This window comes from Nonomuraea sp. NPDC049758, assembly GCF_040674635.1.
In the GTDB taxonomy this organism is placed as follows: Bacteria; Actinomycetota; Actinomycetes; order Streptosporangiales; family Streptosporangiaceae; genus Nonomuraea.
Map to the genome: position 1 here is coordinate 26850 of NZ_JBFAMZ010000030.1, position 22215 is coordinate 49064.

A 22215-nucleotide genomic window follows, 5' to 3' on the forward strand; every position below is an offset into this window, starting at 1 on the left:
GGAGGGCGCCCGACGGGATCGACTCCGGCGGAGGAAGGCCCCGCCCAGGCCGAGGTACTCGTGGTGCCACGGCCTCTTCAGCCGGAAGCGGCTGGGAACTCCTGCAGGCATTTTTGCCGGTACTCCCACGAGATGGGGGCGCGGCCTGTCGCAGGAGGGTGGGCGGCCAGTTGGCGGAGAAGCGGGCTCGTTCCTCAGCAGGAGGCACGCCACCTGAGGGTTGCTCATAGTTGACGGCATGACGCGCAGATCCTTACGGCGGCCCCTCCCCCGCGCCCTCACCGCGGGAGCCCTCGCCATCGCCCTGGTCGTCAGCTCCGGCTTCACGCCCGCGAGCGCCGCTCCCATCACCGACATCCCGCTGCTCGACGACTACGACGCCGAATCGCTGGCGAACCTCCCCACCGTCGGCGGTCTGAGGTACCTGGCTCAGCGGTACGCGCCGACCGACACCTGCCCGCCCGCCGGCACCGGGCCGGGCGGGCCGCTGTTCTGGGGGGACGACAAGCCTGTCCAGTTCCGCCAGGGCGTCCCCCGGCCCGGGCAGAGGGTCGTGAAGATCGTCATCATGGGCGATTCGTACATGTCGGGTGAGGGGGCGGGAGACTACTTCAACAGGCGCGGCTTCCTTCCCGAACCCCGCATTCCGGGAGGACTGGGAGGGGAGACCTACCCGGCGGCAGGGCACACCGAGGACGACTACACCGAGGACTTCCGCCACCGTTCGCCGAACGCGGCGGTTCTGCAGGCCATCGACCTGCTGCGCCGGGCCAACCCGGAGGTCTTCTTCGACGTGCGGTTCAACGCCTCCTCCGGCGCCGCCAGCGAGCACTTCTTCGTCGGCCAGAACGATCACTCCCGCGTCAATCCGCCCCAGAACCAGGAGGTGGACGAGGCCACCGACCTGGTGATCTCCGGCTTCGGCGGCAACGACGTCGAGTTCGGGCCCATGCTGAACGCCGTGCTCGACGATCCCGTCGACATCAGCAACATCGAGGCGCGCATCCGGCCACTGCTCGACACCACCCGCACCTCGCAGCAGGAATGGGACGACTCCCAGCCGCCCCGCCCCCCGTTCGTCCGCCCGCTGACGCAGCCCGCCACCCTGTCGGCCAGGCTGGTGCAGCTGGTTCGGGCGATGCACGCCGCCTCCAACGGCAGGACCAGGGTGATGATGGTCAACTATCCGCAACCCGTCAAGGTCGGCCTGCACCCGGGCGGCCTCATGGGCTGGCTGACGAATATGTGGCCTGAGGCCTGGACCCACGCCGCGCAGCTGGCTCCCCAGCTGACCGCCTCCGTCAAGAAGGCGCAGCAGGTCCTGGCCGACCACGGGATCGCCGCCGACGTGCTGGACCTCGAGAACGCCTTCGCCGGCCACGAGCTGGGGACCAAGACCCCCTACATCCGCAACGTCAACTGGAGACTGGCCGCGGCTGGGGACGACCTCAACCAGAAGCAGCAGACAGGACATCCCAACCAGGAGGGGCAGAAAGCACTGGCGGGCCACTACGCCCTGATGATCGCGGGTGAGCTCGGGCTGCGGCTCAAGGCGTCCGACGGGGCGCCTCCACCGGCCAGGGCGGCGCAGCCGTGCAACCCCGACCACAGCGACCGTCACTACCTGCCCGCCAAGGCCACCCAGAGCAGCGGCTCGACCGGCGGCACCGGAGGAGGCGGAGGAGGAGGCGGCACCAGCACCCCCCACGTGGGCCCGCGCTCGACCATGATCTACGTCAACATCGACCCGCCGCCCTTCCATCCCGCGCCCCAGCCCAGCACACAGCCCAGCGCACAGCCCACCTCGGGCACGGGGGCACCGGACCAGACGCCGCGGTGGACCATCTATCCGGTCGACACCGTCCAGCCGACCAATCCGCCCATCTCCTTCGACCTGACCCAGCCGCTCCCCTACCTGTGGCCCGTGGGCGGCGGATCGAGCCCGTACCGCGACGTCTACGAGGTGAAGATCAACGCCGCCCAGCTCCTGCAGTGACGATCGCCACCGACGGGATCCGCGGCCGCCGAAGCCGGTCCTGAAAGCTCCCTGGGTTCCGCCGCGCCGGCCGGCGGCGGCTCGGGAGCTCCCGGGCGCGGGCCACCACACGAGGGCGCGCCGACGACCCGGATCACGGAGAACCCGCTCAGCATCTACAGCGACACGACCCTGGCCTGGCCGCAGGTGAAGACCGGGTCGAGCGTGAGTCGCGCGGCAGCCATCCGGGGATGCCGCCTTCGTTTCGCCCGTACTACCGGAGGCGGGTGGCGGTGGTCGGCCCGGGCGGCGGCGGGGTGACCGAGTGGATCTGGGTCCGCGGCGAGCTGGTCGACGACCAGCGCAGGTAGCCGACCGGGACGATGCGGCCATGCCGGACGACGACGAGTGGAGCCCGGGGCCGGAGTGGCGCCGGGCTCTTCCACGTCCGGGTCAGGGCGGCGAAGGCCGTCGCCCGAGGTCTGCGTGGCGGCGGCGTGCACTCGGCGCACGGGCTCCCCCGGCCTTCGGCGCGGCTCTGCGCTTGTTGCGCCGCTCCTCTGTCCAGCCAGGTCGGTGCCACGCTCGCGCGAATAGTGTGCCCGCGAGGTTCCGTCACCATCGTCTTCCGGGTGGGGCGCGTGCGTGCTGAGGTGATCGCATGACCCCCCATGAGCGCCATCGACCGGACGGCCGCCGCAGGAATGATCGTTCTGACGCCGGCCTGCACCGGCATCGAGTTTCAACGCGTCACGGCAGACGGGGCCGCACCGTGGACTCGCGAGCGGATCACCGGCTGGCTGATCGGGCCTGCGGTCGCCGATTTCTTCAGGCTCGGTGAGCTCGTGGGGCCGTTCCGGGGCCGCCCTCATGCGCCGGATCGCGCCCGCTCAGCCAAGCGGCAGATGAGAAGGGACGCCGACGGCGAACGGAAGACCCGAGAGAACGGAGCCTCGTCCGTGACGGTAAGGTGCGAATCTGATCCTCCCCCTGCCGACCACACCGCGCAGCAGGCCGCCGTGCAGGAGCCCGCCACGGATCCGATCTTCGGAGGCGGCTTCCAATACAGCATGGGGTGGGCGCGGCACGAGGCCGACCTGGCGGTCGGCTTCGGCGTGATCATGCGTAAGCTGCCCTCGCTGATCGGCATCTGCCTGCGGCTGTCCTGGCGAGCCGACCCGTCCGCGCTCGTGATCGTCGTGGCCTGCCAGCTCATCGTCGGCGCCGCGACCGCGTTCGGCCTGCTGGCCACCAACCGGGTCCTGCAGCAGATCCTCGCGGTGGGGCCCACCCCCGACCGCGTCAAGGCCGCCGTACCGGCGCTGGTCCTGGTCGCGGCCGCCGGCATCAGCGTCGCGGTGCTGACCGCCTGGTCCGGTGCCGCCTCCGGCCGGCTCCAGCCGAAGGTCGAGCACCTCGCCTACGACGAGCTCCTCAGCCGCGCCGCGAACGTCGAGCTGCTGCACTTCCAGGGCGCCCAGTTTCATGATCTTCTGGAGGCCGCGCAGTACGGGGCCGGATGGATCGACATCGTCATCGATCAGGTCATCCGCATGCTGAAAGCGCTGATGGGCATGACTGCCGCCGCCGGCGTCCTGGGTGTCCTGCACCCCCTGCTGCTGCCGCTGCTGCCGCTCATCATCCTGCCGCGTGCCTGGGCGCTGGTGCGCTCCACTCTGCGCCGCAAAGCCTCCCGCCTGCGGTGGCTGACTCCCGTACGGCAGCAGCGCAGCCTGGCCCAGCTTCTGGTCGGAGCCGACCCCGCCGAGGAGATCCGCGCGCACGCCGCCGGGGACTTCCTGCTCCGCCACCACGACCGGATGGCCCTGCGCTCGGCGCGGGAGCAGGCCCGCCTCGCCCGCGCCGACGCCGGAGGCGAACTGCTGGCCGGGGCACTGAGCGGCCTGACGACGGGCGCCACCTACGTGGTGCTCGGCTGGCTCCTGATCACCGGACGCATGCAGCTGGCCGCCGCCGGCACCGCCGTCCTGGCCATCCAGACCGGCACCGGCCAGCTGGGCAACCTGATCTATTCGATCAACAACGTGTTCGAACACGGCCTCTACACCGAGGACTGGGCCGCCGCCTGCCGCCAGGCCGAACGCCTGGCCATCCCCCGCGACGGCACCGGCCTGCGGCGGGCCGACGGTCCCGACCTGATCGAGGCACGCGACCTGCGCTTCAGCTACCCCAACGCCGACGAGCCCGCCCTCGACGGCGTCGACCTGGCCATCAGCCGCGGCCAGATCGTGGCCCTGGTCGGGCACAACGGCTCCGGGAAGACCACGCTGGCGAAACTTCTCACCGGCCTCTACCTCCCCGAATCCGGATCGGTCACTTGGGACGACACACCCACCACCGACCTCGACCGAACCCAGCTCTTCGACCAGGTGGCCCTGCTGTCCCAGGGCTACGAACGATGGCCCTTCACCGTGTCCGCCAACGTCGCCATCGGCCGCCACACCACCGGTCCCACCCCCGAAGCGCTCGCCTGCGCCGCCGCGGCCTCCGGCGCCACCGATCTCATCGCCTCCCTGCGGGACGGCTGGGACACGCTGCTCGCCCCCGAGTACCAGGGCGGGGTCGACCTGTCGGGCGGGCAGTGGCAGCGCATCGCGGTCACCCGCGCGTACTTCCGGGACGCGCCCGTACTGGTCCTGGACGAGCCGACCGCAGCCCTCGATCCCCGCGCCGAGGCCGAGACGTTCGCCGGGGTGCGCGCCCTGGCCGGCGGACGCACGGTCATCCTCATCACCCATCGCCTGCACTCCGTGCAGCACGCCGACCGCATCTTCGTCCTGCAGGACGGCCGGATCACCGAGAGCGGCAACCACCAGGAGCTGCTGGCTCTCGGCGGCGAATACGCGGAGCTGTGGTCGTTGCAGGCGGCTCAGTACGGCATGGGCACCACCCCGTGAAGCGGCGAGCGGTCAGAAGGACGGATGTGCGTGCACCTGTCGTCCCTCCACGTAGGTGCCGAGGACGGTGATGCCGCCCAGGTCACCGGGGGGTACGGCGAACGGGTCGGCGTCGGTGACGATGAGGTCGGCGAGCTTGCCGGGCTCGATGGTCCCGGTCCTGGTGTCGAGGTGGTTGATCCGGGCGGTGCCGATCGTGTACGCCGACAGGGCCGCCGCCACCGGGAGGCGCTGCGCGGGCAGGAACGGCCGCCCCGATCCGTCGGGGAGCATCCGGTTGACGGCGACGTGGATGCCGAGGAACGGGTCCGGGCTGCTGACCGGCCAGTCGCTGCCCGCGGCGAGGGCGGCGCCCGAGCGCAGGAGGTCGCCGAAGGGGTACTGCCAGGCGGCGCGCCGGTCGCCGAGGAAGGGAATGGTCAGCTCGTCCATCTGCGGCTCGTGCGCCGCCCACAACGGCTGGATGTTGGCGGTGACCTCCAGGGCCGCGAACCGCGGCACGTCGTCGGGATGGACGACCTGGAGATGGGCGATGTGATGCCGGTTGCCCCTGCGCCCGTTGACCTTGAGCGCCGCCTCGAACGCGTCCAGCGCCTCCCGGGCGGCCCGGTCGCCGACGGCGTGCACGTGGACCTGGACCCCGACGGCGTCCAGCCGGGTGACGTGGGCGCGCAGGTCCTCGGGCCCGACGAAGCTGATGCCGCTGTTGCCGGTCCGGCATCCACAGCCGTCCAGGTAGGGGGAGGTCATGGCGGCGGTGTAGTTCTCCGCCACGCCGTCCTGCATGATCTTCACGCTGGTGGCTCTGAACCGTCCGGTGGTGGTACGGCGGGCGAGCAGTTCGGGGATCTGCTCCTCGCCCCGGTCCCGATCCCACCACAGGGCGCCGACCACGCGCCCGGTGAGCATCGAGGCGCCGGCGGCGGCTTCGTAGGCGCGCTGGACCTCCGGGCCGACCATCGCGTCCTGCCATGCCGTCACTCCGGCCTGGTGCAGGCGTCGCTGGCCGGCCTGGAGGCCGCGGAGCAGGTCCTCGTCCGTGGGCTCGGGCACGTGCCTGCCCACGAGCGAGGCGGCGCCCTCGTGCAGGGTTCCTTGAGGGGTTCCGTCCGCTTCGCGCTCGATGCGCCCGTCGTTCGGGTCGGGGGTTCCGTCGTGGACGCCGCACAGCCGCAGGGCCTCGGTGTTGACCCATGCGCCGTGCCCGTCCCTGTTGGTCAGGTAGACCGGCCGGTCGGGGACGACCTCGTCGAGGGCGATCCGGCTCGGCGTGCCGCCGGGGAACCATTCCATGGACCATCCGCCGCCGGAGATCCAGCGCACCTCCGGGTTGGCCGCGGCGTACGCGCGGACGACGGCGAGGGCGTCGGCGGCGTCCCGCGCCTCGTGCAGGTCGCACCGGGTCATGGAGAGCCCGGCCAGCACCGGGTGCACGTGGGCGTCCTGGAAGCCGGGAAGCAGGGTGCGGCCGGCCAGGTCGACGACCTCGGTCCGCGGGCCGGCGAGGTCGCGCATCTCCTCGTCTTCGCCGAGGGCCAGGATCAGCCCCTCGCGTACGGCCACCGCACGGCTCGGCGTGCCGGCCATGGGACGTACCCGGCCGTTGACGAACAGGATGTCGGCAGAAGTCATGAAAGTCTCCTCAGAGCTGCGGGCGGGTGGGCCACGGCAGGACGCGTTCGACGGCGGCGCCGATGTGGAAGACCGTCGCGTCGTCGTAGCTGCGGCCGACGATCTGCGTCCCCGTCGGCACGCCGTTCGACGCGAGACCGGACGGGACGTTGAGCACGGGGCAACGGCTGGCGATGTTGAAGACGGTCGTCAGCGAGTACTCCAGGTAGTGATCGAACTGGACCCCGTTGACCGTCAGCTTGGTGTCCACGTAGTCCTCGCCCGCGGGCAGCGCGGCGGTGCCCGCGGTGGGGCAGATCAGCGCGTCGTACCGGTCGAGCAGGTCGCCGATCACGGCGTAGATGCGGCCCTCCAGCTCCAGCCCGGCCAGGAAGCCGTCCCGCGCCAGCGCGGCGCGCGAGTCCTCGGCGAAGGCGAGGGCGTAGGGCGTGAGCTGGTCGCGGTGCGTGTCCGCCACGCCGGCGACCATGGGGCCGAAGATGGCGCCGAAGTGGATGAAGGCCGCGCGCATGACGTCGGCGCGCCGCAACGGCACCTCCACCTGCTCCACGATGGCGCCGGCCGCGGCCAGCGCGTCGGCGACCGCGCGGGTGTTGGCCGCGACGTCCGGCTCGATCTCCCAGTTCCCCAGGTCGGGGGAATAGGCGATGCGCATCCCGGCGACGTCGCCGAGGCGTTCGGGGATGTGCGCGGCGGGGCGGATGGAGACGACGTCGGCCGGGTGCGGCCCGACGATGACGTTCTGCAGGAGCGCGCAGTCGGCGACGGTACGCGCCATCGGCCCGTCATGGCAGTAGTGGTCCAGGTTGTACGGCGACATCGCGGGCACCCGCCCGTAAGGCGGCTTGTATCCGACCGTGCCGGTGGCCGCGGCGGGCAGCCGGATCGAGCCGCCGATGTCGGACCCCGTGGCGAGCGTCGCCGTCCCCGACGCCAGCGCCGCGCCCGCGCCGCCGGAGGAACCGCCGGGCGAGTAGTCCAGGTTCCAGGGGTTACGGGTCAGGCCCCACAGCCGGGAGTGCGTGTAGGCGGCGCAGCAGAACTCCGGCGTGGTGGTGCGGGCGTGGACGATCCCGCCGGCGGCGACGACCCGTTCGACGACCGGATGGGTGGTGTCGGCGACGTGGCCGGCGTAGGCCAGGGAACCCTCGCTGGCGCGCCTTCCCGCGATCGGCTGCTCGTCCTTGGTGGCGACCGGCAGCCCTTCGAGCGGTCGCGGCGACCCGTTGCCGAGGTAGGCGCGCTCGGCCTTCCTGGCCTGGTCGAGCGCCTCGTCGAACATCGTCTCGCTGAGCGCGTTGACCCGCGGCTCGACGGCCTCGGCCCGCTCGATGACCGCGGTCATGAGCTCGACGGGCGACAGGGCCCGGGTCCTGAACAGCTTCAGGGCTTGCGTGGCGGACAGGTGTGCGAGCTCACTCACATGATCTCCTGAAGGGCGCGCCGGTCGGCGGCGATCTGGGCGGGATCCCAGCCCGGCCGCGGCACGGAGTGCAGCAGCAGGCGGGTGTAGGGATGCTGGGGGGCGGCCAGGACCTGCGAGGTCGGCCCGGCCTCGACGACCTTGCCGCGGTGGAGCACGACGATGTCGTCGGCCGCGTGCCGGACCAGGGCCAGGTCGTGGGTGATGAACAGGTAGGCGATGTCGAGGTCGCGGCGGATCCGCGCCAGCAGGTCGAGGATCTGCGCCTGGATGGACACGTCGAGCGCCGAGGTGGCCTCGTCCAGGATCAGCACCTTCGGCGCGGTGGCCAGCGCGCGGGCGATGGCGACCCGCTGGCGCTGGCCGCCGGACAACCGCCTGGGCCGTACGGCGGCCTCACGCTCGCCGAGCCCGACGCGCTCCAGCAGTTCCTCGCACCGGGCCCGCCGGGCCTGCTTGTCCAGGGCGAAATGCAGCCGTAGCGGCTCCTCCACGCATTGGCTCACGCTGATCCGCGGATCCAGGGAGAGGTAGGGGTCCTGGAAGACCATCTGGATCTCCCGCGCCCGCGACAGCCTGGCCCGGCGGCCCCGCGGGGCGCGCGAGCGGTTCCGGCCCTCGACGCTGATCCGCCCGGCGTCCGGAATCTCCAGGCCGACGAGCATCCGCGCGGTCGTCGTCTTGCCCGAGCCCGACTCGCCCACCACGGCGAGCGAGCCGCCGGCCCGCAGCGAGAAGGAGACGCCGTCCACGGCCGCCTTGTGGCCGTACGCCTTGCGCAGCCCCTCGACCTCCAGCACGTTCTCAGTCATGGACCGGCTCTCCAGCTCTCAGGCACGCCACCTGCGCGCGTTCCAGGATCTCCAGGTCGGGTCGTTGCTCCCGGCATCGCTCGACGGCCAGAGCGCAGCGGGCCTCGAAGGCGCACCCGGCCGGGGACTCGGCCAGCGACAACGGCCTGCCGGGCACGCCGTGCGGCGGCTCGTGCGACTCCAGTCGGGGCGTGGCCGCCAGCAGCCCGGCCGTGTACGGGTGCCGGGGCCGGGCGAAGAGCTCGCCGGTGGCCTGCTCCTCGACGATCCGGCCCGCGTACATCACGTAGATGCGGTCGCAGATGGCCGCGGCCAGCTCCAGGTCGTGGGTGACGAACAGCATGCCCATCCCGCGCACGGTCCTGAGCCGGGACAGGATCGCGATGACCTCCGCCTGCGTCGTGACGTCCAGGGCGGTCGTCGGCTCGTCGGCGAGCAGCAGGTCGGGCTCCGCGGCCAGCGCTCCGGCGATCATCACCCGTTGCAGCATCCCGCCGGAGAACTCGTGCGGGTGACGGCGCAGCGCGGCTCGCGGGTCCTCGATGCCCACCGCCTCCAGCAGCCCCTCCGCCCGATCGAGAGCCTGCCGGTACGGCAGCCCGCCCGTCCGCAGTCCCTCGGTGACGAAGTCGCCGATCCGCCGGACCGGATTGATCGACGCCCGCGGATCCTGGAAGATCATCGCCACTCGCCGGCGGCGCAGGTCACGCAGCCCCGCGGCGGTCTGCGCCAGCATGTCCTGGCCGTCGACCAGGACGCGCCCGCTCACGGCGGTCCGCCCGGGCAGCAGGCCGAGCACGGCCCGGCAGGTGACGGACTTGCCTGACCCGGACTCGCCGACGAGCCCGACGGCCTCGCCCTGGGCGACGCGCAGCGACACCGCGTCCAGGATGGGCCGGGCCGCCTGGCCGGGCGCCAGCCGTACGGTCAGATCGTCGATCTGGAGCATCAGCGCTCCCTCCCGGAGACGCGGTCGGCGATGCCCTCGCCGACGACGCTGAAGGCCACCACCGTGATCACGACGGCCGCGCCGGGGGCCAGCGCGGGCAGCATGGCGCCCTGGAGCAGGGCGGAGGCCCCTTCGTTGATCATGGCGCCCCAATCGGGGACGGGCGGTTGCGTGCCGAACCCGAGGAAGGACAGCGCCGCGAGGTCCATGAGCGCGTAGCCGAAGTTGATCGCCGACTGGGCGAGGATCAGCGGGACGACATTGGGGACCAGGTGTTTCAGGCAGATGACCCACCCGGACCAGCCCTGCACCCGGTAGGCGTGGATGTAGGGGCGGGACATCTCGCGCAGGGCGACGCCGCGCGCCAGCCGTCCGACGTAGGGGGTGTAGGCGATGCTCATCGCCACGACGGGCGCGGTCAGGCCGGGGCCGAACATGGCCACCAGCGTGATCGCCAGCAGCAGCGCGGGGAAGGCGAAGACGAAGTCCATGGCGCGGGACAGGACCGCGTCGAGGACACCGCCGGTCCAGGCGGCCAGGACGCCGAGCAGGGTGCCCGCCGCCGTCGACAGGGTCACCACCAGGAGCGGGCCGAGCAGTCCCGCCCGCGCGCCGTGGATCAGGCGGGACAGGATGTCGCGGCCGGACTGGTCGGCCCCGAGCAGGTGATCGGCGCTCGGGCCGCTCAGCGCGGCCGGGAAGTCGATGGCGAGCGGATCGTGCGGCGCCACGACCGGCGCCAGGATCGCCACCGTCACCAGGACGGCCAGGACGGCGACGCCGGCGACGGTCATCCGGTCCGCGGGAAGCCGGTAGCGGCGGTGGAAGGTCACGGCTGTCAAGAGGACTCCTTCACTACGCCCTGCGCAGGCGCGGATCGATGGCCGGCTGAACCAGGTCGACCAGCAGGTTGGCCGCCGCGAAGACGACGACGATCAGGGTGGTGACGGCCTGCACGACCGGGAAGTCCTTGACGGTGACCGAGCTGACCAGCAGCTGCCCGATCCCGGACAGGCCGAAGGCGGTCTCCACGATCGAGGTCGCGACGAGCAGCCCGGCGATCACCGTGCCGGTGACCGTGCTGATCGGGCCGAGGGAGTTGCGCAGGACGTGGCGCCGGATCACCGCGTTCTCCTGGACGCCGCGCGAGCGTGCCACCTCGACGTGCTCGCGGGCCAGTTCCTCCAGCATGGACGAGCGGGTGACCCGGGCCAGCAGACCGGCGAACGTCAGGGCGAGCGCGGCCGCGGGCAGGGTCAGATGCCAGACGCGGTCGACCGGCCCCTCGCCGTTGCCGAAGGCGGGGAACCAGCCGAGCTGGACGGAGAACAGCGAGATCAGCCCGATCGCCGCGACGAAGGAGGGGGTCGCGGTGGCCACCCCGGTGCCGATGAGGACGATCCTGTCGAGCGGGCCGGGCCGCAGCGCGGCCAGGGCGCCGAGGATCAGCCCCGCGACCACGATGAGCAGCCCCGCGTAGCCGACCAGGAAGAGCGTCGTGGGCAGCCTGGCCAGGAGCAGCCCGGTCACGTCCTGCCGGAACTGCACCGACCGGCCGAAGTCCCCGGTCACCGCGCCGCCGACCCATTTGAGGTACTGCGTGAGGAACGGATCGTCCAGGTGGTACTGCGCCCTGATCGCAGCGATCGCCTGCGGAGAGGCCGAACGCCCCTGGGTGAGGAAGGAGGCCGGGTCGCCGGGAGCCAGGTAAACGGCGGAGAACACCGCGAACGACGCCCCGGCCAGCGTCGCCACCAGCCCGGCGAGCCTGCGGGCCAGGAAGGCGCCCATCAGTTCGCCGACCCGAGCACTGCCGCCCACGGGTAGACGAGCTGGGTGATGCCGGTGGGCGCGCCGGTGAGCCGCTTGTTGAGGAACATGCTGTGCGGCACCTCGTACAGCGGGATCCACACCATGTCCCGGACGGCGATCTCCTGGAGCCTGGCGACCACGGCGGCGCGGGCCGCGGGGTCGGCCTCGGCGCCCGCCTGGTCGACGAGCCTGTCGTACTCGGGGTCGGAGTAGCCGCCGTAGTTGGCGAAGTTGCCGGTCTGCAGGATCCCGTAGAACTCCAGCGGATCGGGGGTGGAGTCGTACCAGATGGTCATGACCAGGTCGATGCCCTGGCGGGCCTTGGGGTCGGAGAACAGCGCGGAGTAGGCGTCGGGGGCCACCGCCTTCTGCTCGACCCGCAGGCCGATGGCCTGGCCCGCGGCCTGGACGGCGTTGGCGATGACGCCGATGTCGGGAGCCATCGTGCTCGTGGCGATCACGATCTTCTTGCCCGTCCCGCCGGCCTCCTTGACCAGCTTCCTGGCCCCTTCGAGGTCGGTGTTCAGCTCGGGGAGCTTGGCGTAGTACTGCTTGGCCGCCTCGGGGGCGATGCCCCACGCGCCGATCGCCGCGGGCGCCTTCGCCGGTGTGGCCACCCCGGCCACGCTGGCCTGGAGAATGCTCTTGCGGTCGAGCGCCATGGACAGCGCCTTGCGCAGCTTCGGGTCGCCGAGCGTGCCCTTGAGGTCGAGCGGGATGAGGCTGACGGCCGCGGTGTTGGGGCCGAAGTACAGCTTGCCACTGGAGGCGCTGCCCAGGCGGGCGAAGCCGGTGGTGGGGACCAGGTAGCTGCCGTCCGCCTCGCCCGAGAGCAGGGCGTTGACGCGGGCCGCCGGGTCGGAGATGAAGACGTTCCGCACGGTCGCGGCCCTGGCCTTGAGCGCGGGGTCCCAATAGCCGTCGAAGCGTTTCAGGTTGATCGCCTGCCCCTTCTCCCACTTGTCGAGGGAGTACGGCCCGGTGCAGTTCACGCCCTTGTCGGGGGTGCCGTACCCGGCGCCCTGCGCGGCCAGGAACGCGGCGCTCTCGATGGTCCCGGCCGAGGTGCCCATCTGCTCGTTGAACAGGTGGTCGGGCTTCTTCAGGTGGACGGTGACCTCCATGGGGCCGGTCTTCTCCACCGATTTGACGTTCTGGTAGGACGAGACCCAGTACGAACCCACCGCCGGATCCATGTGCCGCCGCATGCTCGCCACCACGTCGTCGGCGGTGAGCGGCGATCCGTCGTGGAAGCGCACGCCCTGGCGGATCGTGTACACCCAGCGCAAGGGATCCGGGGATTCGGCCTTGCCGGCCAGCCCCGGCTCCACCCGGGAGCCGGGGGTGATCCGCATGAGCTGCTCGCACACGTTGGCGAGCACGGTGTTGGGCGGGTAATCGAAGGCGTAGGCGTAGTCGAGGGACTGCGGCTCCGCGTAGAGCGCCCAGGTCACGGCATCCACCGGGCCCTTGGCCGGCGGCAGGTCCGCCGTGACGGTGAAGGTTCCGGAGGCGGCGGCCTTCGGGACGGCCGCGCCCCCTCCACAGGCGGTGGCCGCCAGTACGGCCAGCGCCGCGGCGGCGAGTCGAGCGGTACGCATCGGACCACCTCATCCTCGTGCGGGAAAGTGCCATGAGTATTGGTGAAGGAACGTTCCTGCACAAGACACTGAAGGAACGATTCAGCAACGGTCGGCGAGGTGGCGAATCGGCTGACATCCTGCAAAGATCGGACCCATGGAAGAGCCAGAGCGTAAGGTCGGCGCGCGCGTGCGCCTGGTGGACGTCGCCCGCGCGGCGGGGGTGTCCAAGACCACCGTCTCGGACGCGCTCAACGGCGCGGGCCGCCTCCCCGACGCCACCCGCGAGCATGTCCGGCAGGTGGCGCGCCGGCTCGGATACCGGCCGAACGCCACGGCGCGGCGGCTGCGCGCCGGGCGCTCACGCCTGCTCGGCCTCGCCGCCCGCGAGTTCGTCGAGCATCCGTGGTTCTACACCGAGCTCGCCTACTTCGCCCGGCTGACCGCCGCCACCACCCGCGCGGGCATGACCCACGGATACGGCGTGGTGCTGCTGCCCACCACCGGCCCCGACGACTACTGGACGGACCTGCCTCTCGACGGCGTGTTCGTGGTGGATCCGGTCGAGGGAGATCCTCTGGTCGGGGACTTTCTCGCCGCGGGGGTGGCCGTGGTCTCCGACCGCAGAGCCGTGGCGGGGACACCGTGGCCGTGGGTCGACTTCGACTACGGCGCGGCCCTGCGCGGCGTGCTCGACCACCTGGAGGAGGGGGGCGCCCGGCGGATCGCCGCGGTCGGCGCCCCGACCACGGCCTGCTACCACCGCGATTCCGTCCAGGCCTATCTCGACTGGAGTGCGGAAAGGGGCCGCGACCCGCTGCTGGCCCAGCTCGACGGCCCCGGGTTCGAGCCGACGCTGGCCGCGGTGGAGAGGTTGCTGAGTGATCCCGAGCCGCCGGACGCGCTGGTCGTGCTCGTCGAGGTCAGCCCGTCGCTGCTCCTGGACCGGATCCGCAGGCTCGGCAGGTCGGTGCCCGGCGACCTGCTGCTGGTCTGCGCGACGGAGGACCCCACGGCGCCGTTCACGGACCCGCCCGTCAGCACGCTCAGCTTCCTGCCGGTCGAGACGGCCGACATCGCGGTCGGGATGCTCGTCGACCTCATCGAGGGCCGCGGTGTCGCGGGCGGCCGGCTGCTCCAGGCGAGGTTCGACGTCCGGGCCTCCTCCGATCCCCGCGCTGTGCCGGGAGCCGGGAAGTGATCACTTTCGAGGCGGGCGCAGAGTCGTCCACGCCACGGTGAGGGCGGTGCGGAAGGTGTCGGCCTGCTCGGGCGACAGGCCCGAGATCATGCGGTCCTCAAGCTCGGCGGCGGCCTCGGCGTGGGCGTCGAGCAGCGCCCGGCCCTCGCCGGTGAGGTATGGGCGCCGCCCCTGACGAGGTCACCTCGGCCGGCTCCCTCATGGACCCGGCGGCGCTCGACGCGTTCACCGCCATCGCCCGCGACCGTGCGAGACAGGCGTGACGAGCCCGGCGGACCAGCCGGTCGCCGTCGTCGGCACGGGCGTCATCGGCGCCGGATGGGCGGCGCTGTTCCTCGCCCGCGGCCTCGACGTCACCGCCTTCGACCCCGCTCCGGACGCCGAGGAACGGTTGCGGGCCGCGCTCGACCTGGCCTGGCCCGCGCTCACCGGGCTCGGCCTGGCCGACGGCGCCTCCCGCGACCGGCTCACCTTCACCGCGACCTGCGGTGACGCCGTCGCCGGAGCGCGGTTCGTCCAGGAGAGCGGGCCGGAGCGCGCCGACCTCAAGCGGGCACTGCTGGCCACGCTGGACGAGGCGGCGCCGCCGAGTGCGCCGATCGCCAGCAGTTCGTCGGGCCTGATGCCCAGCCACCTTCAGGAGATGTGTCCCGCGCATCCCGAAAGGGTGCTCGTCGGGCATCCCTTCCACCCCGCCCACCTGATCCCGCTGGTGGAAGTCGTGCCCGGCGAGCGCACCGGCCCCGACATCACCCGGCGGACGCTGGACTTCTACCGCTCCGTCGCCAAGCGGCCGGTGCTCGTGCGGCGTGAGGTTCCCGGGCACCTCGCCAACCGGCTCCAGGCCGCCCTGTGGCGGGAGGCGTACTCGCTGGTGGAGCGGGGAGTCGCGAGCGTCGCCGACATCGACGCCGCCATCGCGCACGGCCCCGGCCTGCGGTGGGCCCTGCTCGGCCCGCTGGTCAACCAGCACCTTTCGGGCGGACCCGGCGGGATGGCGCACACCCTGCGCCACCTCGGCCCGCCCGCCCAGACCTGGATGGACGACCTCGGCGCGCCGCGGCTGACCCCCGAACTCGCCGGCCTGCTCGTCGACGGCGTGCGCGCCGAGCTCCACGGCATCGACCAGGAAGCCATGGCGGCCGACCGCGACGCGCTGCTCGTCGGCCTGCTGCAGGCCAAGCGCCGGCGCCACGCCCTTCCCTGACACACCGAGAAGGAACGATGATCTACACCCCGCGCATCGACCCGGACGCCATCGTGGCCCTGGACGTCCACGCCCACATCGAGGCCGACCACCACGGCCACCTCTCCCTCGACGCCGAGCTGATGGCGGCCTCGGCGAAGTACTTCAAAGCCGGTCAGGACCGCACCCCGACCATCGACCGCGTCGCCGCCTACTACCGGCAGCGGAACATGGCCGCGGTGGTCTTCACCATCGACGCCGCCACCGAACTCGGCCACCCGGCCCTGTCCAGCGAGGAGATCGCCCGTCAGGCGGCCGAACACGCCGACGTCCTCATCCCCTTCGGCTCCGTGGACCCGCGCCGCGGCCCGGCCGCCGTCGCCCAGGCCCGGCGGCTCGTGCGGGACTTCGGCGTGCTCGGCTTCAAGTTCCACCCGAGCCTGCAGGGCTTCACCCCCAACGACCCTGCGCACTATCCGCTCTGGCGGGCGCTGGAGGACGTGGGCAGCGTCGCGCTGTTCCACACCGGCCAGACCGGCATCGGCGCCGGCCTGCCCGGCGGGCGCGGCATCAAGCTGCGCCACTCGGACCCGATGCTGCTCGACGACGTCGCCGCCGATTTCCCCGGGCTCACCATGATCCTCGCGCACCCGTCCGCGCCCTGGGTCGACGCGTCCCTGTCCATCGCCGGCCACAAGTCCAACGTCTACCTCGACCTGTCCGGCTGGTCACCGAAGTACTTCCCGCCGCAGCTCGTCCGCCAGGCCGCCGGGCCCTTGCGGCACAAGGTCCTGTTCGGCTCCGACTACCCCGTCCTCACCCCCGACCGCTGGATGGCCGATTTCGCCGCGCTGGACGTCAAGGACGAGGCCAAGCCACTCATCTACAAGGAGAACGCCCTACGCGTTCTCGGCCTGCGCACGGCGAACCGATGAACCCGGTCGGGCTCAGCTTCGGCGCCGCAGCGGTTTCATTCCTTCAACCAGTCCAGGAACTGCCCGTGCGGTCCGGTGAAGGCGACCGGCTGCTCGTCCAGGGCCAGGACGAACGTGCCACGGTCGGCCGACGGGCTCCGCGGGAGCCGGGCGGCCACCCCGGGCAGCACGGCGGGCGCCTCGTTGGAGATCCACCGAGCAGGCAGGCCACGCATCGTCCGGACGAACCGATCGCGTTCGTCCGGCGGCAGGTAGGCCAGAACCGCGCTGTGGAACACGACCAGCGTGGCGTCCGGCGGGGCCTGTCCGGCCAGGTCGGCGATGCCGGCGTTCAGATCGCCTCGAACGAGGTGGGGCGGTTCGGCGCGCGCGATCCGCGCCGCGGCGCGCAGCCGTGCCAGCCGATCTCGCTGCTCGGGCCAGACCAGCGCCTCCAGCCAGCGCAGCTGGTCGGCGTCGGCGACGTCGAGGGGGTTCAGGTCGATCCCGGCCCGCCACACCACCGACGGCACCCGCTGCGGGATCGGTACCGCTCCGCTGGTCCGGCAGGCCAGGACGACCGGGCTGACCGGCCCCAGGGCGGGCCGGTCATCGAAGCGGTAGGCGTACCGGTCCGGGTACAGGCAGAGTCCGGCCGAGGCGCCGACCTCGATCAGTGCCAGCGGCTGCGGCAGGCGCGCCAGAAGCGGCAGCAGCGTCGCGCACCGGCCCGGCTCATTGGTCTGGGTGCTGCGGGCCAGCATCTCGGAGGCGACCTCCGCCCAATGGTCGAGCACCCAGGCGCGGAACGCCTCGAAGTCATGCACCGGACCGCCGAGGAACCGGACCGCGCCGAACAGCAGGTTGGGTTGCCGCTTGGCGGCGGGCAGCGTGTCGGCCAGGGCCAGGAGTTCGGCGTCGGCGGCGACGCCGACGCACAGCCGCTCGTAGCTGGGCGAGTGGCCTCGTACCTCCATCTCCCCGAACGTCCGGTACCGCGCCGCCGTACTCGTTTCGGCCATCCCGTGCACGATGATCCACCTTCCTGTCGGGGACGGCATTCGCCGCTTCCGACCGTCCGTGCCAGCATGATCGATCATGTCGGGATACGAGACGAGTGACGCGACCCTAGCCGCCATCGCCGGCCTGCTCGGGAGCACCGCCGAGCACGTACGGCCCCTCCCTCAAGGGGTGGCCAACCATGTCCTCCTGCTCGGCGACGACCTGGTCCTGCGCATCCCGCGGACCGAGCAGTTCCTTCCGGACCTGGTCAAGGAGGCCGCGGTCATCCCGTACGCCCGGCGCGCCGGCGTACGGACCCCGGAGATCGTCGCCTTCGACGACACCTGTTCGGTGGTGGACGTCCCCTACATGGTGCTCACCCGGACGCGGGGAACGGACGTCGCATGCCTTGACCTGCCCGCCACGGGCACCGAACGTCTCTACCGGCAAGTCGGACGGGAGCTGGCCAAACTCCATCGGCTCACTCCGGAGACCGCACCCACCCTTGCCGGCGTCCCCACGGACGACGGCAACGCGGACCCCTGGGCACTCACCGACCACCTCAAGGACGGCTGGATCGACGCCGAGACCGCCCGCTGGCTCACCGGATGGTTCGACCGGCTCTCACCGCACCTCCCCGCGAGCCCGCCTTCGGTCCTGATCCACGGCGACATCGCTCCCCAGAACCTGCTCGTCTCCCCGGAGACGGCCCAGCTCACCGGGATCGTGGACTGGGGTGACGCCGAATGGGCCGACCCCGCCGCCGACTTCGCCAAGGTGCCCCTCACTGGCGTCCCGGCCATGCTCGACGGCTATCGGCAGGAAACCGGCATCTCCACGAGCCCGCCGATCTGGGAAGCTCGCGTGCTGTGGTTCCACCTCACCTGGGCGCTGGGACGCCTGAAAGATCCCGTACCGCGCCCGGGCGAACGTCACTGGACCGCGCCTCCGGCCAGCCGACTCCTCAGCCTGCTCCGCTTCTTCGCCTCAGCACCACCCGCTCCTTGGGCCGATCTGTCCTGATGGCCCACCACCTGATCCGCCGTCAGGGATCGGCCGGGCACCCGTCGTGACGGTCCCGGCATTCACCCGACCCGCCGCAGGGCGCGCTCACGGCGTGCCGCCACCGTGGAGCCCGACTCGCCGCGTGCCATCCGCCGCAGCACGACCGGCGCCACGAGCAGGCCGAGCACCGCCCAGGCGCCCAGCACTCCGGCGGTCTCCAGGTGTCGCCAGGACGCGCCGATCTCGACGGCGACCGCCGCGTCCGGCAGCAGGGCCGAGCGCATTCCGAGCCCCATCCAGTAGAGGGGGAAGACCTGGGCGATCCACTGCAGCCACTCGGGCAGCGAGGTGATCGGGTAGAAGATGCCGGAGATCCCGATCAGGGCGAGGAACGGCAGCTGGACCAGCCCTTGGGCGCGTGCGGTGGCGAACACCGAGCCCAGGACGGCGCCGATGGGCAGGGTCGCGACCAGGCCGAGCACCAGCACCCAGGCCAGTGCGGGCCAGGAGCCCGGGCTGATCCGCAGGCCCTCGACGAGCAGCACGGCAGGCACGAGGAAGATCGCCAGGTCGGCCAGCAGTCCTCCGGACACCGAGATCACTTTGCCGATCAGGTAGGCGGGCATGCCGTGCGGGGTCGCCTTGGCCCGCAGCAGCGTGCCGTCCTCGCGGTCGGCGGTGAGCTGCTGGCTCATGCTGATCAGGCCGGTCGCGGCGTTCATGCCGAGGATGCCCGGCAGGGCCAGGGCGCCGAGAAGGAGGGCGCCGACGGGCAGGTCCCGGATGAAGAACAGCGTGGCCACCATCAGGGCGGGCCACAGGAAGTGGGAGAACAGCTCGGCGCCGTTGGTGAACGACTGCCGCAGCTCGATCAGCCCCCGGGACCAGCCCGCGCGCAGTACGGTCGCGTTCATCGGGCCACTCCCTCGGCCTCGCGCACCAGCGCCAGGTACGTCTGCTCCAGCGAGGCCCGGACGATCTCCAGCTCCTGGACGTCGTCGCCGTGACGGGCGAACAGCTCGCGGGCGAACGTGGTCGAGTCGGGCGTCCGCTCGACGTACCGCCGTCCGTCGCGCAGCCAGCGCACCTCGTCCTCGCCGGCGATCCGCCGTGCCAGCCCGGCGGCGGTGCCGTCGGCGACGATCCGGCCGCCGTTCAGCACGAGGATGCGGTCAGCCAGTTTCTCGGCCTCGTCCAGGTCGTGGGTGGTGAGCAGGACGGTGGTCTCGCGGGCGTCGGCCAGGTCGCGTACGAGATCGTGGAAGTCGGACCTGGCCTGCGGGTCGAAACCGGTGGTCGGCTCGTCGAGGAACAACAGCTCCGGGCGCCCCACGAGCCCGATCGCCACGTCGAGCCTGCGCCGCTGGCCGCCCGACAGTGTCTTGAGCTTCTTGCCGGCGTGCTCGGCCAGGCCGACCCTCGCGATCAGCTCGTCGGGATCCCAGGGGCGCGGGATGCCGGGGGTGGCGTAGGGGGCGTAGTAGGCGCCGAGGTGGGCGAGGAGTTCGCGTACCGGCCAGTTGCCGTGGTCGCGCCAGGACTGCAGCACGATCCCGAGCCTGGCCCGCCACGACTCGTCGCCGTGCGAGGGGTCGGCGCCGAGCACGGAGACCCGGCCCTGCGACCGGACGCGGAAGCCCTCCAGGATCTCGATCGTGGTGGTCTTGCCCGCGCCGTTCGGCCCCAGCAGGGCCAGGACCTCGCCGTGGCGGGCCTGGAACGTGACGTCGTGCAGGACGTCGGCCGAGCCGTAGCGCATGCGCAGCCCGTCGACGTCGAGCACGACATCGGTGCTCCTTGTCATGAGATGACCTCTCTTCGTGATCGGATGACCTCGTGCCGGGGCGACTGCCGGCGAAGCCCGGCGCGAGGGCATGGCGCATCGCGGCCCGCACCGCGGCCGGAGCGTGGGGGCAGGGGTGCCGGTTACCGGCTTTCGCGCGTGAACGTCTCCTCGACGCGATCCGTCAGATCGCTCTCGACGAGCGCGTCGGCGGGCTCCCGAGGCACGTTTTCCGGCATGCAAGCAACCTTAGTTGACTATTCGAGCCTTAGTCAACCAGAGTTGCTCAAGAAGGGCGAAGGTGCCGTGCACGGCTTCTGCGCGGATACACGACGGATACACGGCCGCGCGGTCGCCGATACGGGGGTGCGACGGCGTGGGAACCTTTGCCCCCGAGGGTGGACGACGTACGCCTGACGGCGTGCCCCGCGCGCTTGGAGGTGTGCGGGCAGGACCGTCGAAAGATGCGACATGTTCAGCACCCGTGTATCACCAGGCACTCGTCCGGCGCGCGTGGCGGTCGCGTGCCTGATCGGCCTGGCGAGCTTCGCAGCCGCCGGCGCGGCCGACGCCCGCACCGACGAAGAGCCTCTGACGTGGCGTGAATGCGCCAAGACGGCCAAGGACTGGCCCGTCGAGAACGACATCAGGACCGAATGCTCCATGCTGACGGTTCCCCTGGACCACGCGAACCCGCAGGGCCGCAAGATCAAGATCGCCGTGAGCCGGATCAAGGCCGCCGATCCGAGCAAGCGCCGTGGTGTGCTGGTCATCAGTCCCGGTGGTCCCGGCATCAGCAACATCGACGCGCCGGCGACGTACGCCGCCGGCAAGCTCGGCCCGCTGGGCGCCGACCATGACCTGATCGGGTTCGATCCCAGGGGCGTGGGCTACAGCGACAAGATCAAGTGCGACGCGGAGGAGCCGTCGCCCGCCGCGTCCGCCAAGGGGAAGAAGGGCGGCCAGGAGTCGCCGTCCAGCATCTCCCCCAAGGAGGCGGCGAAGGCCGGATTCGCCGAGACCGCCGCGTACAACAAGCGGTGCGCCGCCAAGGATCCCGCCTTCGTGCAGCAGTTGACCACCACGAACATCGCGCGTGACGTGGATGCGATCCGCGCCGCCCTCGGCGAGTCGAAGATCAATTTCTACGGGGTGTCCTACGGCACCGCGGTGGGCGTGAACTACCGGTCGCTGTTCGACAACCGGGTGAACGCGATGTGGCTGGATTCGGTGATGCCTCCCGTCATCGACCTCGCCGACATGGACGCCACGGCGGACGCGCTCTCCGAGAAGCGCTTCAACGCCTTCGTCCCATGGCTGGCGCGGCACGACGGCGAGTTCCACTTCGGGACGACCGACGCCAAGGTCCGCGAGACCATCTTCGCGTTGCGTGACGAGCTCCGCCGCAAACCCCGTGAGGTGGACGCGAACACGGTGCTCGACGGCGAGTGGGTCAGGCAGCAACTCGGCGGAGGGCCGGGTATCTGGATCTCCGCCGCCAGGGATCTCGCCACCGTCCGCGAAGGCGGCGTTCCGCTGTCGGCGCGTCCCGCCCCGGAGTCGGCGAAGGTGTTCGGGTTCGACGAGAACCCTCTGGGCCTGAACCTGATCCAGTACCAGGCGATCTTCTGCAACGAGGGGGTCGGCGGCCGCGATTTCGAGCAGATGTGGGCCGCCGCGCAGGCTCGGAGAGCCGCCTTCCCCGCGACCGGCGGCTATTTCGAGCGCAGCGGCTGGTGCGGGGAATGGCCGTGGCCAGCGCGGCCGTGGAAGCCGGTCAGGGGAACCAGCCCGCTGCAGCTGTCCGGCCACACCGACGAAGACGTCACGCCGTACGCCTGGGCGGTGGACACGGCGAAAGCCACCGGCGGGACGTTGCTGACGGTCCAGGACGACGCGCACGCCTCGCTGCGCCGGCTGCCCTGCGCCGCGAAGGTGATCGATTTCTTCCGCACCGGCCGTACCACCGGGGGCACCTGCCCCGGTACGCGCTGACCGCGGCCCCTTCCATGAACGGACATGA

Annotated in this window: 17 protein-coding genes; 7 read left to right on the forward strand and 10 right to left on the reverse strand. The window is 71.7% G+C overall.

What is annotated here, in order from left to right; translation table 11 throughout:
- Positions 1–238: 238 nt before the first annotated feature.
- Positions 239–1996 carry a hypothetical protein gene (locus AB0J46_RS46225; RefSeq protein WP_364341993.1) on the forward strand — a complete coding sequence of 586 codons (1758 nt, stop codon included), beginning with the start codon at positions 239–241 and terminating at the stop codon, positions 1994–1996.
- Between the two features lie 998 nt (positions 1997–2994).
- Positions 2995–4893 (forward strand): ABC transporter ATP-binding protein, encoded by a 1899-nt coding sequence (locus AB0J46_RS46230; protein WP_364341995.1) that lies wholly within the window; start codon positions 2995–2997, stop codon positions 4891–4893.
- A 12-nt stretch (positions 4894–4905) separates the two neighbouring features.
- Here AB0J46_RS46230 and AB0J46_RS46235 read toward each other — a convergent pair whose 3' ends face one another.
- Genes AB0J46_RS46235 through AB0J46_RS46265 form a run of 7 tightly spaced genes read right to left on the reverse strand, consistent with a single transcriptional unit; the run spans position 4906 to position 13122 of the window.
- Positions 4906–6525, reverse strand: a complete 1620-nt coding sequence (locus AB0J46_RS46235) for an amidohydrolase (protein ID WP_364341997.1) — start codon at positions 6523–6525, stop codon at positions 4906–4908.
- A 10-nt stretch (positions 6526–6535) separates the two neighbouring features.
- Positions 6536–7948, reverse strand: a complete 1413-nt coding sequence (locus AB0J46_RS46240; RefSeq protein WP_364341999.1) for an amidase — start codon at positions 7946–7948, stop codon at positions 6536–6538.
- Positions 7945–8760 carry an ATP-binding cassette domain-containing protein gene (locus AB0J46_RS46245; protein ID WP_364342001.1) on the reverse strand — a complete coding sequence of 272 codons (816 nt, stop codon included), beginning with the start codon at positions 8758–8760 and terminating at the stop codon, positions 7945–7947. The genes AB0J46_RS46240 and AB0J46_RS46245 overlap by 4 nt, the downstream gene beginning before the upstream one ends.
- The gene (locus tag AB0J46_RS46250) at positions 8753–9709 is read right to left on the reverse strand and encodes an ABC transporter ATP-binding protein (protein ID WP_364342003.1); all 957 of its coding nucleotides are present in this window, start codon (positions 9707–9709) and stop codon (positions 8753–8755) included. The genes AB0J46_RS46245 and AB0J46_RS46250 overlap by 8 nt, the downstream gene beginning before the upstream one ends.
- A complete protein-coding gene (locus AB0J46_RS46255) occupies positions 9709–10542 on the reverse strand; it encodes an ABC transporter permease (RefSeq protein WP_364342125.1) in 834 nt (277 codons plus the stop codon). Before AB0J46_RS46255 ends, AB0J46_RS46250 begins: the two co-directional genes overlap by 1 nt.
- 22 nt (positions 10543–10564) lie before the next feature.
- Positions 10565–11530 carry an ABC transporter permease gene (locus tag AB0J46_RS46260; RefSeq protein WP_364342005.1) on the reverse strand — a complete coding sequence of 322 codons (966 nt, stop codon included), beginning with the start codon at positions 11528–11530 and terminating at the stop codon, positions 10565–10567.
- Positions 11500–13122 (reverse strand): ABC transporter substrate-binding protein, encoded by a 1623-nt coding sequence (locus tag AB0J46_RS46265; RefSeq protein WP_364342007.1) that lies wholly within the window; start codon positions 13120–13122, stop codon positions 11500–11502. Before AB0J46_RS46265 ends, AB0J46_RS46260 begins: the two co-directional genes overlap by 31 nt.
- Before the next feature lie 136 nt (positions 13123–13258).
- Here AB0J46_RS46265 and AB0J46_RS46270 point away from each other — a divergent pair, with 136 nt between their 5' ends.
- The 3 genes from AB0J46_RS46270 to AB0J46_RS46280 all read left to right on the forward strand — a co-directional run bounded on the left by AB0J46_RS46270 (position 13259) and on the right by AB0J46_RS46280 (position 16423).
- Complete coding sequence (locus AB0J46_RS46270) at positions 13259–14302, forward strand: LacI family DNA-binding transcriptional regulator (protein ID WP_364342009.1); 1044 nt, start codon at positions 13259–13261, stop codon at positions 14300–14302.
- Between the two features lie 259 nt (positions 14303–14561).
- Positions 14562–15509, forward strand: a complete 948-nt coding sequence (locus AB0J46_RS46275) for a 3-hydroxyacyl-CoA dehydrogenase NAD-binding domain-containing protein (RefSeq protein ID WP_364342011.1) — start codon at positions 14562–14564, stop codon at positions 15507–15509.
- Positions 15510–15526: 17 nt separating this feature from the next.
- Positions 15527–16423 (forward strand): amidohydrolase family protein, encoded by an 897-nt coding sequence (locus tag AB0J46_RS46280; protein WP_364342013.1) that lies wholly within the window; start codon positions 15527–15529, stop codon positions 16421–16423.
- Positions 16424–16458: 35 nt separating this feature from the next.
- Here AB0J46_RS46280 and AB0J46_RS46285 read toward each other — a convergent pair whose 3' ends face one another.
- On the reverse strand, positions 16459–17424 hold the full coding sequence (locus AB0J46_RS46285; protein ID WP_364342015.1) for a DUF2332 domain-containing protein: 966 nt from the start codon (positions 17422–17424) through the stop codon (positions 16459–16461).
- Between the two features lie 76 nt (positions 17425–17500).
- On the opposite strand from AB0J46_RS46285, the gene AB0J46_RS46290 reads away from it, so the two are divergent.
- Positions 17501–18427, forward strand: coding sequence for an aminoglycoside phosphotransferase family protein (locus AB0J46_RS46290; RefSeq protein WP_364342017.1), 927 nt, complete (start codon positions 17501–17503; stop codon positions 18425–18427).
- Between the two features lie 62 nt (positions 18428–18489).
- Here the strand turns inward: AB0J46_RS46290 and AB0J46_RS46295 are convergent, their stop codons facing one another.
- Together AB0J46_RS46295 and AB0J46_RS46300 are read right to left on the reverse strand one after the other, a co-directional pair.
- On the reverse strand, positions 18490–19323 hold the full coding sequence (locus AB0J46_RS46295) for an ABC transporter permease (RefSeq protein ID WP_364342019.1): 834 nt from the start codon (positions 19321–19323) through the stop codon (positions 18490–18492).
- Positions 19320–20213 (reverse strand): ABC transporter ATP-binding protein, encoded by an 894-nt coding sequence (locus AB0J46_RS46300; RefSeq protein WP_364342021.1) that lies wholly within the window; start codon positions 20211–20213, stop codon positions 19320–19322. The genes AB0J46_RS46295 and AB0J46_RS46300 overlap by 4 nt, the downstream gene beginning before the upstream one ends.
- Positions 20214–20705: 492 nt before the next feature.
- On the opposite strand from AB0J46_RS46300, the gene AB0J46_RS46305 reads away from it, so the two are divergent.
- Positions 20706–22187 (forward strand): alpha/beta fold hydrolase, encoded by a 1482-nt coding sequence (locus AB0J46_RS46305; protein WP_364342023.1) that lies wholly within the window; start codon positions 20706–20708, stop codon positions 22185–22187.
- The last annotated feature ends 28 nt before the right edge of the window (positions 22188–22215 follow it).

What these genes read in the sequence shown, in the direction of transcription:
- AB0J46_RS46225 (WP_364341993.1), top strand. Translation starts at nt 239, where the DNA reads ATGACGCGCAGATCCTTACGGCGGCCCCTCCCCCGCGCCCTCACCGCG.
- AB0J46_RS46235 (WP_364341997.1), bottom strand. Translation starts at nt 6,525, where the DNA reads ATGACTTCTGCCGACATCCTGTTCGTCAACGGCCGGGTACGTCCCATG.
- AB0J46_RS46245 (WP_364342001.1), bottom strand. Translation starts at nt 8,760, where the DNA reads ATGACTGAGAACGTGCTGGAGGTCGAGGGGCTGCGCAAGGCGTACGGC.
- AB0J46_RS46250 (WP_364342003.1), bottom strand. Translation starts at nt 9,709, where the DNA reads ATGCTCCAGATCGACGATCTGACCGTACGGCTGGCGCCCGGCCAGGCG.
- AB0J46_RS46265 (WP_364342007.1), bottom strand. Translation starts at nt 13,122, where the DNA reads ATGCGTACCGCTCGACTCGCCGCCGCGGCGCTGGCCGTACTGGCGGCC.
- AB0J46_RS46270 (WP_364342009.1), top strand. Translation starts at nt 13,259, where the DNA reads ATGGAAGAGCCAGAGCGTAAGGTCGGCGCGCGCGTGCGCCTGGTGGAC.
- AB0J46_RS46280 (WP_364342013.1), top strand. Translation starts at nt 15,527, where the DNA reads ATGATCTACACCCCGCGCATCGACCCGGACGCCATCGTGGCCCTGGAC.
- AB0J46_RS46285 (WP_364342015.1), bottom strand. Translation starts at nt 17,424, where the DNA reads ATGGCCGAAACGAGTACGGCGGCGCGGTACCGGACGTTCGGGGAGATG.
- AB0J46_RS46290 (WP_364342017.1), top strand. Translation starts at nt 17,501, where the DNA reads ATGTCGGGATACGAGACGAGTGACGCGACCCTAGCCGCCATCGCCGGC.
- AB0J46_RS46295 (WP_364342019.1), bottom strand. Translation starts at nt 19,323, where the DNA reads ATGAACGCGACCGTACTGCGCGCGGGCTGGTCCCGGGGGCTGATCGAG.
- AB0J46_RS46300 (WP_364342021.1), bottom strand. Translation starts at nt 20,213, where the DNA reads ATGACAAGGAGCACCGATGTCGTGCTCGACGTCGACGGGCTGCGCATG.